This is a genomic window from Synechococcus sp. UW69 (assembly GCF_900474185.1).
Classification (GTDB): domain Bacteria; phylum Cyanobacteriota; class Cyanobacteriia; order PCC-6307; family Cyanobiaceae; genus Parasynechococcus.
The window spans coordinates 203572-217655 of record NZ_UCNW01000004.1 but is presented as its reverse complement, the minus strand read 5'-3'; the positions used below and the strand labels follow the sequence as shown (position 1 = coordinate 217655).

Sequence of the window (14084 nt, the reverse complement as noted above, 5' to 3'; positions counted from 1 at the left end):
TGCGCCACATCCCTCGATTGGTGCCACTTACCCCTGAAATCGGGCAAAAAAATGGTCCTTTTGGGGGAGTTGATTCACAGCTTGAACAGCGATGGTGTGTTCAAGGGGTGAGTGACCCACACATCACATAAATCAAATGAACCTCAAATTTGAAAAACTTCTGACTGCTGGTATTGCTGCAGCACTTGGTGCATCATTTATTGCTGCTAATCCTGGCAATGCATCCAGTCAAAACTGCAGGTCAGACGGCATTGGTGGTTATCGATGTTCCGGAGGCATGCGAATCAAAGATAATGGGTTTGGCGGCTACAGGATTCGAAGTAACGACCCGAGTACACGCTGTAGAGCCTCGAGTGATGGGTTCGGTGGAGTCCGGACAACTTGCTATTGATCAGGGTTAACCGTTGGGAAGCCTGATGCCTGGTCTCAAGGGCTGAAAGCTATACAAAACCTGCAAGGGAAAAGCAGGGGGCGCTGATGTTGTCGCTATCCATCTCCCGACAAAACCTTATTCACTATCTAAACAGTCATGATCTCCATTGCCGTTATTGCAGCAGTGATTGGGATAACAGAACTGCTCTTCGAACTTCTTGATAACTACGAACGAAAACACCATGACAGGAACAACAGCAAAAGCCCATCTTTATGACCGACTGATGGAACCCCTCCGAGGCTGCAGAGGGCTCAATGCCTACCGACACAGTCTGATGAAGCGGGTGATGGCGATGCCAGACCTAGAGGTTCGAGAACGACTGGACCACATGGAACAGCTCCGACAGGCACACCATTGATCAGCACCCCTTCAGCAAGACGGGGCTCTGGATTTTCACTAAACACTTGGCTCACAATGGCTAAAAATAATGACATCCATCCAGCACTAATAATTTCCTGCTTTGTAATGCTCGGAATCACTATTAGTACTGCGGTGGCAATGGAAAAGTTCCCTTTCTCCACAAGCCTAGAAACTACAGAACTCGAAGCAGAAGATTTGGTGTACCGAGGCTCATCATCAGGTTCACTACGTCCTGGAATTGAGGTTAAGTAGGAGACAGCGATTGTCGCTACCCATCTCCCGATAAAATCTTACACATTCCACCCGGTCAGCAATGGCGGGTTATTTATGGCCTGCTCCTGCGTGTGACCAGGATCACATGTGCAGATGACTGGGGTCATCATTTGGGTCGTTGATTGCGGAGATGGTGTGTGCATCGAGAGGGAACCACCACCTCACCACCAATCACTCACCGAACCATGACCAACGCCATGTCTCGCCTGATTAAGTCTTTGCAGAAAGGCCTTCTTGGAGGATTCACTGCTACGGCACTTGTTCATGGCGTAGCGATCGCTCACCCCGGTCCAGGCCCGCACTCACTTGTGCTGCAAACAAAGTCTGCCGCTTTCCTCCGCGACTGCGGCTTTAAGACACCAGCTTCCGTTCAGTCGGTGAGCAGGGAATGTCGAAATATTGAACAAGGGCTAGTGGGAACCGGTTCTTCGGTAGAAATTCTTCATACCGTCGACCGTAAGAGTTCCGGGCTGAGAGGGATTTGGTACGAGGTACGCATCGTCCATAACCCAGCAAGCGGGACGGCCTCAGTCAATGCACACCGCGGCATTATTGGCTGGATGCGGGCTGGTGCATTCTGAAGGTCTCAGCCAGCCGATTGGAGCGCTGAACAGCTCTGGCGGTCACTCGTGAACCAGGGTTGGAAGCGCCTGGAGGAGCTGGCGTGGTGGTCAGCCTTAAATCGATAATTATTCTTTAAAAGTATGGTACGGATATAACGCTTTTGCTGCAAGCATCAAGGCAGCAATTTACCGTGAAGATGGTTAATAACTGACAATGAATTCCAAATCTATCGCATCTCTGCTCTTGGTGGGTTCGCTTGGTTTTTTCTCGACAAGTTGCAGTGGCAATAATGGCGATTTTTCAAATTCAGCAAACAAAGAAGCTGGCGTTATTAATGCCAGCCAGGAGAAAGAACAGGCTTCAAAATCATCTCCAATAGTTGTTACAGAAGAAAATTTCCCGCAGGCATACACGAACTTGCGATTTGACGCAATCTTACAGCAAGCCGGGGGTATTAATAAGTTTAAAGAAATGGGTAAAGCGCCCAGCGATCCTTCTAAGCAATTTGTTGTACGGATGAATCGAGACACTCATTACTCAACGGGTGTTTTTGACATGGAAGGAGATGTATACCTGACAATACCTGAAACAGACAAATATATTTCTATACAAGTCGTGGATGAGAATCATGAAACCCATCCAATGATATACGGGCCTGGCAAGCACAAGTTAACAGCTAAGACAAAATATGCATTTATTGCTGTAAGATCATTAGACGACGAGGCGCGCAAGAACCTGGAGGCCGAAACAAATAGTTCGGATGATTTTATTGTTAAAGAGTGGGACAAGGAATCCTTTGACAAGGTAGCTGCTTCTGGTAATAAAATTTTTACTGACGGATATGATCAATCGAAAGCGTTTAGCAATAAAGAAAGCGGGCAAACCCCCTACTGGAACTATGTTGGTGCAGCTGGGGGATGGGGAGGCGCAATGGTTGTAGATAATATTTATCAAACAAGTAAATACATGAGTTCTGAAGGGTGCTATGAGATGAATTTTGTAGACCCTCAGGCAAGAGATTTTTGGTCTGCCACTGTCTACAATGGTGACGGTTACATGTTTAATGACGTTGCCAATATATCGAGCGAAATGAATCCCGAAAAGAACACTGATGGAACCTATACTCTTAGGTTCGGTTGCGATGGCGAGCCCAATAATATTCCTATCCGCGAAGGAAATGAAACAGGTAAATTCAATGTGCTAATGAGGCATTATGGGCCTAGCGATATGGTAAGCAATAAGGAGAAAGGGTACAATCCAGTAGAGGGTATTGGGAAGGTTAGGTGAAATAATCTGCTTCGCCTTGAGTGTGCATTAGCTGGTCATCCCTCAACAAAATATTTGCCCCGTCAGCAATGGCGGGGATTTTTATTGCTTGAGCAAACAGGGGAACACTTCAAGCAGTCACGTCTGACCCATGACCAGCCGCTTGCATCGTGGCTAGTACTTCAGAAGTTCACCTGCTCAATGGCCCTAATGAAGCCAACCACCCTTCTTGGAACACTGATCCTGCTCAGCACGTGGAGCAGTGTTGGCGCCACTGAGGCTGGAACATATTCCGTTCAAAAAGCTGACAACAGCATCGAGCAACGCATTGCTGCTGCACGGAGTGACGACGGCTGGGCACAGCTGTTGAAGGCAAAGCTGCACAAACCGGTGGAGATCGCTGCTTGGGGTAACGGTCGCGGCCGTGGCTGGGCCAACGGCGGTGGCTGGCGCAATGGTGGCGGTTTCGCTAATGCCGGTGGCGGCTTTGCTAATGCCGGTGGTGGTGGCTGGCGCAACGGTTCAGGTGCCTGGGGTAACGGTGGCGGGCGACGTGGCTTTGTGAATTGGTAAAGCTGCAAGCCAACTTCACCCCGCCAGTCATGGCGGGGTTTTTCAGTGCCTATATGGGCGTGTGAACAAGATCACAGCTGCAGATGAGTCAGGTCATCACTTGGGTCGTTGATTGCGGCGATGTTGTGTGTGTCGGAGGGGCGTAAAAGCTTCAATGACAGCTCTCTCACTACTCAAACAAATGGAACAGCAGGAATTTTCTATCGACTCGGAATTGAAACTGGAAGTTTTGAGGAACATAAGCGGTAGTGGTAATCCATTGGGCAAAGAAGCTTATTGCTATTGGCGTGAAAAGATTACAGATGCAGCAGCAGAAGTCTTAGATGCTCTCTGTTCATTGAATCCCTCTTCAAGTGAATCGACAGAATCAGTTGTTATTGATCATATGGCCGACTGTAATGCATGTGGCTGCAGTCCAAAAGCAAAATCCAAAAGTGGATCTACTAGTCGGTCAGAGAGATCTAGTAAATGCTAATTTGTTTGTTAATTTGTGATCAAGGCCTCGCATTGCGGGGTTTTTTATTGCCTGCTTTCATCTGTGACCAACATCACAACGTTGGGTGTTTCAGGTCAATGAGTCGATCTCTGAATTTAGAGATGGTGTGTGCATCGAGAGGGAATAACCCTCCACCGCATTTAGATCCATGCCTCATTACAGAGACTGGTTTGCTGCCTCTGCCAGCAAGGCAAAAACTTATGTCGACGAGAATGTCGATGGCTACATGAAGCTCGGCGACATCAGGGGTGAATTCTCACCTTCCCGCGAAGCCGATGGCGTGAGCGATCAAGTTGCCCAATTCACAACGGGTGGGGGTGGCGACAGTCTCACTGACGCAGGCTTGGGGAACCACTCGTTCAATCAATTTGCAGGCATCTGGACCAATGGTGGTGCTTCGACCTTCAAAGCTGACGCCCTAACCAACTATCGCCCCGAGAGTTTCTCCGAAGTTGAAATGCACTTCGCTACCCCACTGGTTGATGAACCCTCCAAATTCGAGCTAGATAAAAGTTCTACCAAGTACAACCCTGGGAAAGGTGCTTCTTTCGGTACCGAGCAGGCAGAAGGCTGGATCATTATTGAGTCCATGGTGAATCAGGACAACGTCCAAGGGCTTGATGCTGGCGGCATGAACTATGCCGAAGCTGTGGGTCTTGATTCCTCACCACTGGAACTGATCAACAAAATCGGCGGCAGCGCAATCCCTGGTAGTGACGACATCTAGAGCAATACCAGCTCTTCATCACCCCGTCAGCAATGGCGGGGTTTTTTGTTGCCTGCTCCTGCGTGTGACCAAGGTCACAGCTGCAGATGACTGGGGTCACCGCTTGGGGCGTTGATTGTGGAGATGGTGTGTGCATCGAAAGGTCTCAAGCAATGAATGATTTCTTCAGAGGGTTAGGCCGTGTTTGTCTCGGTACTTTTGCTGGTGCTGGTCTGGGTGCGGCGTCGTTTTCGCCATCGAAGCGGTCTTGCCGAAACAAGCCGACGCGGCGCCTGCGCACACCGTTGCCAAAACCCTCAAGCATGAGCCGAAGCTCAGTGCCAGGCAGACCATCCTTGAGGCGAACCGCTACCTGATCGCCAATGGCTGGCGTCCCGCGCCGGAAAAAACCAACGCCGGAGGAGCGGCGCTTGGCCTCTGTAGCGCTCGCAAGCCTTTCGGCCTGTTCCGGCACGGGCGTTGGCTTCTGCCGCTTTGATTATCGCCGAGATCTGCAGCGCCTGTCGGTGGTGACGGTGCCCAGTGAGCCGGGCCGTCCGTCCGTTGCTCGCGTTGACCGTTGGTGGTGATCAAGGATTCAACGGCTGCTCCGTCAGGAATGGCGGGGCTTTTTATTGCCTCCCCAGATGGGGGATGCGAAGCCCTGCAATTGGGCAAAACAACCACTCGGTTGGGGGAGGTGGTTTCCCGGGGGAAACGGCGAGGGTTGGTTCAGAGACAAGACAACCCATGTTTGGTTTTGAACTGGTTATTGCCGCCGCCATTTGGACGCCACTAACCGTGGCCGCCTGCAAGTGGATTGCTGACGCCTGATGACTGACCCCAAAAAGGACATCGACCGCCTGCCAAGACAAATCGATGACGCGCGTTCCGATGCAGATCGTGCGTTCAAGGGAGAACCACCCAAGCCAGTTCTCTACAGACAGCCAAGCCTCGGTCTGGATGCAGTGCTCACAGGCGCGGGAATGCTCGTGGTTCTGGGGCTGTCGGTAAGCCTGGCCAGCGAACTCACCAAGGATCAGGTGACTGCACTAACGGCCGGGAGTGTTGGAGCTGCGGGCGGCCTGGTCATTGGATACAGCGTTGGCCGTAAGAGGCGTAGCTCGTGGAGGTAAGCCGCAGAAGGCTCGTTGATGGGCTCGATTCCGATTCCAAGTCGCCTTGGTTCAGTGGCTAAGGAGTGGGGTCTTCTTTTTGCTTCTTCCCGTCGACCTTGTTCTTCGAGCTTGCGAAATCCGTATGTATGGCGACTTCATACCTTGATGAAACGGCTCTAGTTCCTCTTCTCCACTGGATCCAGCTCGAACAGGACTGCTCCATACTTGCTAAGCACCCTGGTTTTCCTGCCGATCATCCTGGCGATCCTCGTTGCTGATTCAGAGGCAAGCTCCAGAGAAGCTTCAGTCGTGTTGAGGTGCCATTCCAAAAAAGGGTTCAGTTCTTCGACTCGGAACTGTCTTTCTGACATGCCCGTCAGTCGCCCTTATCAGGACTCTTGTAAGGGCTCCCCCTGGGAGATGGAACTGGAGTTGAGAGTCGTTTCGTCGACTCCCTCGGACTTCTGCTCTGCTCTTGTCAGTCTCTCCACCAGGCTGAGGGTGTCATTGGGAGACAACTCGCCGTCATTCCCCCACTTGAGACTCGACAGGTCTGGTGGGCACATGAGGAAAAGACAACTGTTTTAAGGAAGCTATGGGTGCTGAGATGCCTATTGCGGCAATGCTCCCCGAAGATTCACGGAAGAAATTCTGAATTGAGTGCCTTGGCGATACCAAGGGCGCGTCAGCATCAGTGTCGACGAGCGGGAGCTTTAGGGATGGAAGGGAGGAGTGGTCTGCAAGCTCTGGTCATCGATCTGGCCGATGCCCATGGGCTGGCCCCTGAGGGGAGTCAACCCATGTGTTGCAAGACGATGACGTAAGCACTTTTGCTCCCTAGACGTGGGGTGCTGAGCGACTAGGTTTCGTCGGTCCTCAGATCTGTAGGCGCCCTCTCGATCGCATAAGGCCCTGTGTCTGCCGCCGTCGGGAACGCCAATCGATGACTGACCGCACCCTCAGTATTTCTGGCGCACTGCGCGAAGCGCAGCTGCAGCGCTTGGAAGCCTCTCTGGCCTCCAAGGCGGCCGCCAAGCCTCAGGCGAAGACAGAGGCACCCAAAGACAAGGACGTGAACACACGCGACTGATCGCAACAGTCCGAACGCATCGCTTGATCAGAACGGCATATTGAGGGGCATCCGGTGCTTGCCGGTGTCCTCAATAGAAGTGCTTTGGCGACACTGCTCTCGATCGTGTTGGGTGTTGCACTGGCGTGGGGGATCACGCGGGTGATCATTGGCCTGAGCGATCGTGCTCGCCGTCGCAAGCGTTCTGCAGAGGATTGAAGCTGCTCATCAGAGCCCGCAGCAAAAAGGGCGCATGATGTGTGGGAACCAGATGAGCCTTGTGACGACCAAGACGAAATCCTTGTTCAGCTGGAAGTACGCGGGGATCCTGGTGGGGATGAAGCTGGGGATCGTTGCAGTTGTTCTGGGGCTATCCCGTGTGGGTCTTGTCCCCGAGTGGTTTCCGCATTGGGGCTAGTTACAAACAACCCCGGTTGGTATCGAATTTCGCTGAATCGTCTGGCCTCACTGGCTTATTTGTGTTGCGTCCCGGACTCATGCACCTAGCTCGGGACGCGGACCCATGTCAGCGGCAACTGCTGGGTCCGCCTGTCTAGCGCGATTGGCTGGGCTTAGGGAGTTCGCTCCCGTCTGCGGAAGAATTCAGTGATCCAGTCGTCCAAGGGCTCAAAAGTGAGTTCTGATCATCCTCTGGGGAAGCAGGGAGAACTGACGTCGCCATCCATTCATGAATGGCCTGACACTTTGGTTACGGCGGCTCAACAAGAATGCCGACCAAGATCGAGTTGATGGAATCGATTTTGGAGCCAATCAAAAACCTGAAAAGTTGAGTAAGAATTTCACGCACGCCGTTGTGATGACATTCTCTTGTTGGTTGGCTCGTGTCGTTATCTTTTTCACCAAGGGCATAGTTGTTACAGGCTGTCTTCTTGGGTCTCTTGGCTGGCTTGATCGTTGTTGATCTCGAATTTGGATCAGAGAATCGTTGATGTTTTGTTTGAGTGGGGTAGAGCCTTCAGGGTTGAAAAAGAATGAATTGCTACGGCTGATGGTTCAGCAGTGGGTGGAGGGGCTGGCTCATTTCTGAAAGCTTGGTTTATTGGGGCAGCAGCTCAGGCACCGTGGTTCGCACCCTAAAAGACCAATGGTTTGCTTTGGCAGTTGGCGCCACCGCCCTAACCGCATTGTTTTGGCTTGAGTTGATCGCGTCATAACAACGCTTCCGTCAAATATGCGAAGAGTGAGAACGTCAGATCGCCATGTCTGAACCCTGGCCCTTGATGCCCCTGTGTTCACTTGTCATCTCTCCAATTCAGTCAATTGAGTCTTAGGTACCCAACAGGCCGCTTTTCTTAATCAGGACGTAATCAGGCCTTGAATTTCAATCCGTAGAACAGCCTCGCTGAGTTCAAAAAGCAGCTTTGCAAGACCTTCTCGTGAAATCTCCCTTTTGGTCATGGCTGTTTGCAGCGGGGGTCGTATGGGGACCAGGTTTCGTGGCACTCCACTTACAACAGAACGGCATGATGCCGATGCCCACCGATCAAGCTTCGTCTGTGCAGCGATCCGTCGATTGATGTCTCCAGACTCTTTGCCTTGCCGCGCACGGTCTTGGGCCTGAATCCCCTGCCGGAGCAACCGGGCTGTGACGTTTGGCTGGCGGCGCTGTTCACTACCCCTGTGGTGACGTGATTTGACTTGCAGACAAGATTTCGGATGTGTGGGAATCTTCGTCGGCTTCAACCATTTCAATGACTTTTTTGATGCACTGGTCGTTCAAGACCGGCTACCACGAAATTGCTGCCAAGAAGTTCCTGGCGACGGGTGCGCCCTTTCCCGAGTGCAAGTCATGGAAGCGTTTTCATGCGCCTGGCTCCGTAGAGGGGTGGATTCTGGTGGAGTCTGACAACGCTGATGCTTGTTATGAGCACGCTGCGGAGTGGGCAGAGTGCCTCGATTGGGACGTCACCCCCGTGCTGGCAGACGAGCAGGCGGGCCCCCTGATCGCCAAGGCATACAGCTGATCATCAGCGTGGAAGGCTGCCCCTCGCTCATGCGGGGGGCTCCACAAGCCCAAGTCGCACAAAAACCGGCCCCTTCGGACCGGTTGACGCATTCAAAGAGCACTGAGGCTTGGCCTGAGCTCATTCCATTGGCTCCTCAGTTGTGGCTTCAGTGTTCAGATGGATTTATGAGCTGCCTCTGCATGGCGCATTGATGGACAGCCAAATGCAAGTTGAGAGCCAATGCTCAATCAATTGCCCTCAATGCCTGCCTCCGGGTTAATGCCGACATCGTCGATGCAGGCTTGCTTCTCCACCTGGCACAACAGCTGCATCAAGTTCTGATGATCGAGAGCTGACAGCTATCCGGCGATCTCCTACGTCAGGCAAGTTCTGCGTTGGCAGCGGCCAGTGTGTTCCTTGAATACCTCGAACATTGCAGCCTCCTCTGGGCTGAAGATTCGATTCTTATGACGGCTTGATGGTGGGGGTCTAGAGCCTCAAGACCCACTCTCATCCTGTTGTGGTGTGGATCGCCCCTGGTCAAATGAGGTGTGAGAGAGGCGGTAGGTCGTGACACCACCCACCAAATCAAGCAACCACGCCCGAAGAGGTCTCCCTCTCACCTCAGAACCATAGGTCTGCATTGCCATTCAGGCGGCTCTTGGGTGGTGATCTGACTGGAAGCGGGTTTGAGCGCAGGCCTAGGCTCAGCGTGCGTCTGATGCGTCTTGCTTGCTGGGTTTCCGTCTGCTGCTCCCCATTGCGTTGCTGGTTGCCTGGGGCGCTCCTGCCCATGCGGTTTCGCTGTCAGCTCGGACGGATCATTTGATCGATCGGCTTCAGCAGCTTGGTGTTGTTATTGATCGCCTTGATCGTTGTGGCCCCGGAGCCGAACGAGCTGCTTACAACATGGGCGTGAACCGACTGTGTTTGTCGCAGGGGCTGCGCGATGAGCCAGGGCTTCAGTTGGATGTGCTGACCCATGAGGCCATCCATGTGGTTCAGGACTGTCTGGCTGGTTTGGACACGCCGTCCTCGTCCACCATCAGCTTGATGTTGGAGGCGCAGGGTGGCTTCAGCCCTGCTCAGGTCGACAAATTTTTTGCCCACCATCTCGACCCGTCCACGGTCGACCATGTGCTGCAGGTGACCCAGTCGCTGGGGCCGCTGCAGCGTCGGCGTGAAGTCGAGGCCTATGCCCTTCAAGGCCACACCGGCATGGTCGAATCCTTGTTGGCCAGGCATTGCTGAAGCCGGTCGATGGCTGACATTTCGGCCTGCAATGTTGACCTGATCACCCTGGCTAATCTTGTTTCATTCGTTGGCTCAATCGGGTGAAGCAACAGTGGATGGCGATGCTTTTACTGGCTCCGATGCTGTTGCTGGAGGCGCCGTCGCTCGCGCAATCGTTGTTTGATCGACCCCCAACGCGGGTCACGATTCATAACCCTGAAGCCACAGAAGGTTTGCGCAATCGCACGACAATCACTGTTGTAGTTCCTGAGGATGCAGGCAATGCTTTGAGATCGATTGTTTTGCGTCAGTTGCCCAACATTGATCAGTGGGACTGGGGGCGCTCAGAACCTCGGGTTTATTTTGGCGACTACTCACTTCGCGGGAGAGGAGCAACCGGTTTGGCCTCTGCTGTGGTCTCAGATTCGGAAGGGGTTTTGAACATCCAACTCACTCCGGCGGTTCAGCCGGGGCAGACTCTGAATGTTGTGTTCCGTGGTTTTAATCCCGACTCCAGTATTTATCAATGGTCCACGGAACTCCTGGCAGATGGTGAGGATCCCGTTCGTTATGTAGGCCCCACCTTGCGTTCGACTGTTTACGAGCAGGACCCATTTCGCTAGTTGGTACCGCCTAAAGCATGTTGGGGTAAGCATTGAAAAGACCCCAGATCACAAGTGCGGTGATCGAGGCAAAGATCACGGCAGTCCATGCCGCCAGATCGGCACTGTTGCTGGATCCCTGCAGAATCTGAAGAAGGCGTGCCATCAGGACGAATTCAAGCCCTTCGGTTCTGGCTCAGTTGGTTGGCAAATTCCAGCCTTGTTTGCGACTCCTCATACGCCCAAGAGTTCACTCAGGTTCAAGTCGTTGCGCCTCAGCAGCGCGAATGTTGTTCCTGCGTTACCGCGGCAGATCCGCAGCTTTTGATCCAGCACGGTGATGTCGAGCCAGGTCGGAGTGCTCTGCTGAACCTGTCGCATCAGGCTCAACTGTTGCCGGTTCGGCAGGAATGGCCCCATCCAGCCTCCCCGTTGAAAGCGCACCTCGACCCTCTTGCTGTCGGCGATCTGCAGCTCGGCTTGCAGATTGATGCCGCCGAGTGCGTCGAAGGGGGCGCGAAGCCGCAGCAGATTGCAGCCGCGCCCCTGCTCTGGATCCAGCACCTGCAGGTTCTCCAGCCCGGCGGTCTGTTTCAGCCAGGGTTGTTTGGAACTGCTCCAGCGCAATTCCCAGACCCCCCGCAGCAAGCTCGCTGAGGTTGTGAGGTCGGCGGGATCCTCCTGTTCCACCCGGTTGATCAGCCTCTGGAGGCCTGGATCGCTGGGTCTCTTCTGCAGCAAGCGCATCAGTTGGTCGCGGTGATGCCCCACGGGATGGCTTGAACTGCTGCAGCTGTTCTAGTGGTATTCGCCGGGGTGCTGAATCTTGGTGACGCTGACGCCCGACGCGCTCTTGCCGGAAAACCGCAGCAGTTCATCGCCAGAGACTTCGTAGCCCAGCTTTTGGGCAATTTGGGCGGCAGCATCGGCACTCACGGCCTGCAGTACCTGCTTCTTCAGGGATGGATCCCTGGAGATGTGAGCAAAAAATTGCCGGAGTTGGTCCGTACTCATGCGGCTAGGGCTTTCGAGCTGATTCTGACCGGTCTGGTCTTGACGCTGGTCTGTTGACTGGTGCGGAGACGAGTTTTGATGGGATGACTCAACTGGCGGTGTCAGGCGCCTCTGGCAAAACCGGATGGCGGGTTGTCGACGAGGCACTCAACCGGGGGCGATCGGTCAGAGCCATCGTTCGGCCCGCTTCCGTGCTGCCCCCTGCCCTTGCCCAAGCCGAGCAGGAGGGGCGCCTTGATGTGCGTCGGCTGGAGCTGGACACGGCGGAAGCGCTGCTCCATGCGCTGCAGGGCTGTACGGAGTTGGTGATCGCCACCGGTGCTCGCCCTTCGATCAACCTGGCGGGCCCCTTGCAGGTGGATGCCTGGGGGGTGCAGGCCCAGCTGCAGGCCTGCAGCTCCTTAGGTTTGCAGCGTGTTGTGCTGGTCAGTTCCCTCTGTGCCGGCCGTTGGCTGCATCCCCTCAACCTGTTTGGCTTGATCCTGATTTGGAAGCGGGTTGGTGAGCGCTGCCTCGAGCGGAGCGGTTTGGATTGGACCGTGATCCGGCCTGGAGGCCTCAGCGAAGACGACAGCCGCAGCACCACGGAGGGCGTGCTGGTGACGGAGGCGGATCAGCAGCAGAGCAACAGCATTTCTCGGCGCCTCGTAGCCCAGGTGTGCCTAGATGTTCTGGAGCAGCCGCGTGCCTGTGGTCGCATCCTCGAAATCACCAGCTCGCCTGCCCAGCCTCAGCAGCCGCTGGGCCAGTGGCTGGATCAGCTCTGTTGATCTGAGGATTGATTCAGTGGATTGATTTAGTCCCACTCCCATGTGGTGCTGGGCCGGTCTGTGCTGGCTAGGAACTTTTCGCTGTCGGGGCGAATTAAGGCAATCGTCTGCTGTTTGAGCTCGTCGTTCCAGCGGGGGGCCGCAACCTCGCGTCGCCCTTTGGATCCCGCCGGATTCATCAATGGCAGTTCGCCTTTTTCCAGCAGACTAGAGCAATCCGGGGTTGCCCTAATGAAGCTCAGGATGCGTCGCAGGCTGGTTTGCGGGTGAGCGCTGAGTTCTTCGGTGGTGATGCTCAGCATCGACTGCTGCGGAAACCAGCGTCGGTAGCGCTGCCATTGCTGGTGATAGAGCGAGGCCTCCACAACGCGTTGCCTGAGGCGAGGCGAGCGGAGGAGTTGATCAAATGACGGGCAGTCCTTGATGCGTCCGCGCCAGTGCCGCCAGTGGGATTCAATCCGTCGCAGGGGATGGCGCACCAGGTAGATCAGCGGAATGGGGCCGAGGTGGTGGTGGATCAGCTCCGGCGTTCTGGCGTAGGAGCCATAGGACGAGGTGTACATCGTGCTGGCTTCACCCCGTAGGGGCCGCCTCGGATCCGCCGCAAATTGATTCGCATACCATTCCCAGCCCCGCAGATAGTGCCGGCCGAAGAATTTCGGCTCCATCGACTTGCTGATCTGAATCTGGGGATGGCGTCGCAGCGCCGTGGCCAGACTTGTTGTGGCCGATTTGGCCGCTCCAATAATGATGAACGAGGGCAATTGAGAGCGGTAGACCGCCGCTATGTGGTCGTGCCGTCCCTGCAGGCTGCGATTGATCTGATGCCTGCAAAGCCAGGACTCCAGCCAACCTCTCCGATCAGCGCCCGAAGCCATGGGTCCGGAGCCAGTTCGACAGCTTCAATCCCGTACTGCGCAAGGGATTGATCGTCGGCAGGGGGGAATTTTTGATCAATTGATCCACAGACACATCATTGTAAAAAAGACGCACATCATCCCCATAAATTTGCATTGTTTTTTCGATTAGAGCATCGCTGTTGAAGTAACTCTGCAGGCCCCCGCGATCACTCCGTCGCACATTTTTCTGAGGTAAAGATTCCATCACGTCGATCCCATTCCGGGCCAGGATGTCGCGCAGTTCAGACCAGTGTTCGTTGATCTGTTCAACGCGTCCCACAAACTTCGGCACGATCTGATTGCCGATGCAAAGCAATTGGTTCTGGGGCAAAACGTGAACGTCATAGTGCTTGAACGGTGTCTCGATTAAGACATCGAGAAAAGCGTCAAACGACATGCCATGGGTGATTCCCATGTTCTGCATCGGCAGAGGTGGCTCCTCGATTTCGATCACTTTGTTGTTGTAAGCCGCGATCAGTCGGTCGAACGGGTTGCGCACGAAGCTGAAGCTGAAATGGCTGCGCCGGTACTTGCGCGCACGGCGCAGGGTGATCAGCTCCGTTTCCTGATTGGTTTCGTGCTGCCAGAACTTGTCAGAGGTCGTTTTGGTGCCTTTGGGAGGCCTTTCGCTGAGCAAGCGGCATAGTGCCGCTTTGATCGAGGAATTTGCCGCCTTTGGAACCCGCCCATAGAGAAGGTTGTGGCGTTTCATCCGGATGAAGTGATGCGGTTGTGCCATGG

19 protein-coding genes are annotated in these 14084 nt (G+C 54.2%); 14 read left to right on the top strand and 5 right to left on the bottom strand.

Translation table 11 applies throughout. The features are described from left to right. Window positions 1-656: 656 nt before the first annotated feature. From DXY29_RS13810 to DXY29_RS02050, 13 genes are all read left to right on the top strand, one after another. A complete protein-coding gene (locus DXY29_RS13810; protein ID WP_256377591.1) occupies window positions 657-791 on the top strand; it encodes a hypothetical protein in 135 nt (44 codons plus the stop codon). Between the two features lie 460 nt (window positions 792-1251). Continuing rightward, window positions 1252-1647 (top strand): hypothetical protein, encoded by a 396-nt coding sequence (locus DXY29_RS12930; RefSeq protein ID WP_136987701.1) that lies wholly within the window; start codon window positions 1252-1254, stop codon window positions 1645-1647. A gap of 229 nt (window positions 1648-1876) precedes the next feature. Further along, window positions 1877-2917: a DUF1214 domain-containing protein gene (locus DXY29_RS02090; RefSeq protein ID WP_244279286.1), complete on the top strand. Its 1041-nt coding sequence runs from the start codon at window positions 1877-1879 to the stop codon at window positions 2915-2917. A gap of 189 nt (window positions 2918-3106) precedes the next feature. After that, entirely contained in the window at window positions 3107-3469 is a 363-nt protein-coding gene (grrA, locus tag DXY29_RS02085; RefSeq protein ID WP_115022476.1) for a GrrA/OscA1 family cyclophane-containing rSAM-modified RiPP, read from the top strand. A gap of 644 nt (window positions 3470-4113) precedes the next feature. After that, complete coding sequence (locus tag DXY29_RS02080; protein ID WP_115022474.1) at window positions 4114-4692, top strand: hypothetical protein; 579 nt, start codon at window positions 4114-4116, stop codon at window positions 4690-4692. A 362-nt stretch (window positions 4693-5054) separates the two neighbouring features. Beyond that, window positions 5055-5261: a hypothetical protein gene (locus DXY29_RS02075; RefSeq protein ID WP_371411058.1), complete on the top strand. Its 207-nt coding sequence runs from the start codon at window positions 5055-5057 to the stop codon at window positions 5259-5261. 243 nt (window positions 5262-5504) lie between these two features. Beyond that, window positions 5505-5807: a hypothetical protein gene (locus DXY29_RS02070; RefSeq protein ID WP_115022472.1), complete on the top strand. Its 303-nt coding sequence runs from the start codon at window positions 5505-5507 to the stop codon at window positions 5805-5807. A gap of 925 nt (window positions 5808-6732) precedes the next feature. Further along, window positions 6733-6879, top strand: coding sequence for a hypothetical protein (locus tag DXY29_RS13285; RefSeq protein ID WP_170952083.1), 147 nt, complete (start codon window positions 6733-6735; stop codon window positions 6877-6879). A gap of 54 nt (window positions 6880-6933) precedes the next feature. Then, window positions 6934-7077 (top strand): hypothetical protein, encoded by a 144-nt coding sequence (locus DXY29_RS13280; RefSeq protein ID WP_170952082.1) that lies wholly within the window; start codon window positions 6934-6936, stop codon window positions 7075-7077. 61 nt (window positions 7078-7138) lie between these two features. Then, complete coding sequence (locus DXY29_RS13275; protein ID WP_170952081.1) at window positions 7139-7276, top strand: hypothetical protein; 138 nt, start codon at window positions 7139-7141, stop codon at window positions 7274-7276. A gap of 1294 nt (window positions 7277-8570) precedes the next feature. Then, on the top strand, window positions 8571-8843 hold the full coding sequence (locus DXY29_RS02060; protein WP_115022469.1) for a DUF3303 domain-containing protein: 273 nt from the start codon (window positions 8571-8573) through the stop codon (window positions 8841-8843). Window positions 8844-9557: 714 nt separating this feature from the next. Then, the gene (locus tag DXY29_RS02055) at window positions 9558-10076 is read left to right on the top strand and encodes a hypothetical protein (protein WP_115022467.1); all 519 of its coding nucleotides are present in this window, start codon (window positions 9558-9560) and stop codon (window positions 10074-10076) included. Between the two features lie 98 nt (window positions 10077-10174). Then, on the top strand, window positions 10175-10681 hold the full coding sequence (locus tag DXY29_RS02050; RefSeq protein ID WP_115022466.1) for a DUF2808 domain-containing protein: 507 nt from the start codon (window positions 10175-10177) through the stop codon (window positions 10679-10681). Between the two features lie 10 nt (window positions 10682-10691). On the opposite strand, the gene DXY29_RS13805 is transcribed toward DXY29_RS02050, so the two are convergent. The 3 genes from DXY29_RS13805 to DXY29_RS02040 form a co-directional block, all read right to left on the bottom strand. After that, window positions 10692-10826 (bottom strand): hypothetical protein, encoded by a 135-nt coding sequence (locus DXY29_RS13805; protein ID WP_255453091.1) that lies wholly within the window; start codon window positions 10824-10826, stop codon window positions 10692-10694. Window positions 10827-10894: 68 nt separating this feature from the next. Beyond that, complete coding sequence (locus DXY29_RS02045; RefSeq protein WP_115022640.1) at window positions 10895-11407, bottom strand: PAP/fibrillin family protein; 513 nt, start codon at window positions 11405-11407, stop codon at window positions 10895-10897. Between the two features lie 51 nt (window positions 11408-11458). After that, window positions 11459-11674 carry a Nif11-like leader peptide family natural product precursor gene (locus tag DXY29_RS02040; RefSeq protein ID WP_115022464.1) on the bottom strand — a complete coding sequence of 72 codons (216 nt, stop codon included), beginning with the start codon at window positions 11672-11674 and terminating at the stop codon, window positions 11459-11461. A gap of 83 nt (window positions 11675-11757) precedes the next feature. Between DXY29_RS02040 and DXY29_RS02035 the strand changes: the two genes are divergently transcribed. Further along, complete coding sequence (locus DXY29_RS02035) at window positions 11758-12444, top strand: SDR family oxidoreductase (RefSeq protein ID WP_115022462.1); 687 nt, start codon at window positions 11758-11760, stop codon at window positions 12442-12444. A 26-nt stretch (window positions 12445-12470) separates the two neighbouring features. Here DXY29_RS02035 and DXY29_RS02030 read toward each other — a convergent pair whose 3' ends face one another. Together DXY29_RS02030 and DXY29_RS02025 are read right to left on the bottom strand one after the other, a co-directional pair. Beyond that, window positions 12471-13322 (bottom strand): sulfotransferase domain-containing protein, encoded by an 852-nt coding sequence (locus DXY29_RS02030; RefSeq protein WP_115022461.1) that lies wholly within the window; start codon window positions 13320-13322, stop codon window positions 12471-12473. Then, a complete protein-coding gene (locus tag DXY29_RS02025) occupies window positions 13306-14082 on the bottom strand; it encodes a sulfotransferase family protein (RefSeq protein WP_115022459.1) in 777 nt (258 codons plus the stop codon). Before DXY29_RS02025 ends, DXY29_RS02030 begins: the two co-directional genes overlap by 17 nt. Window positions 14083-14084: the final 2 nt, after the last annotated feature.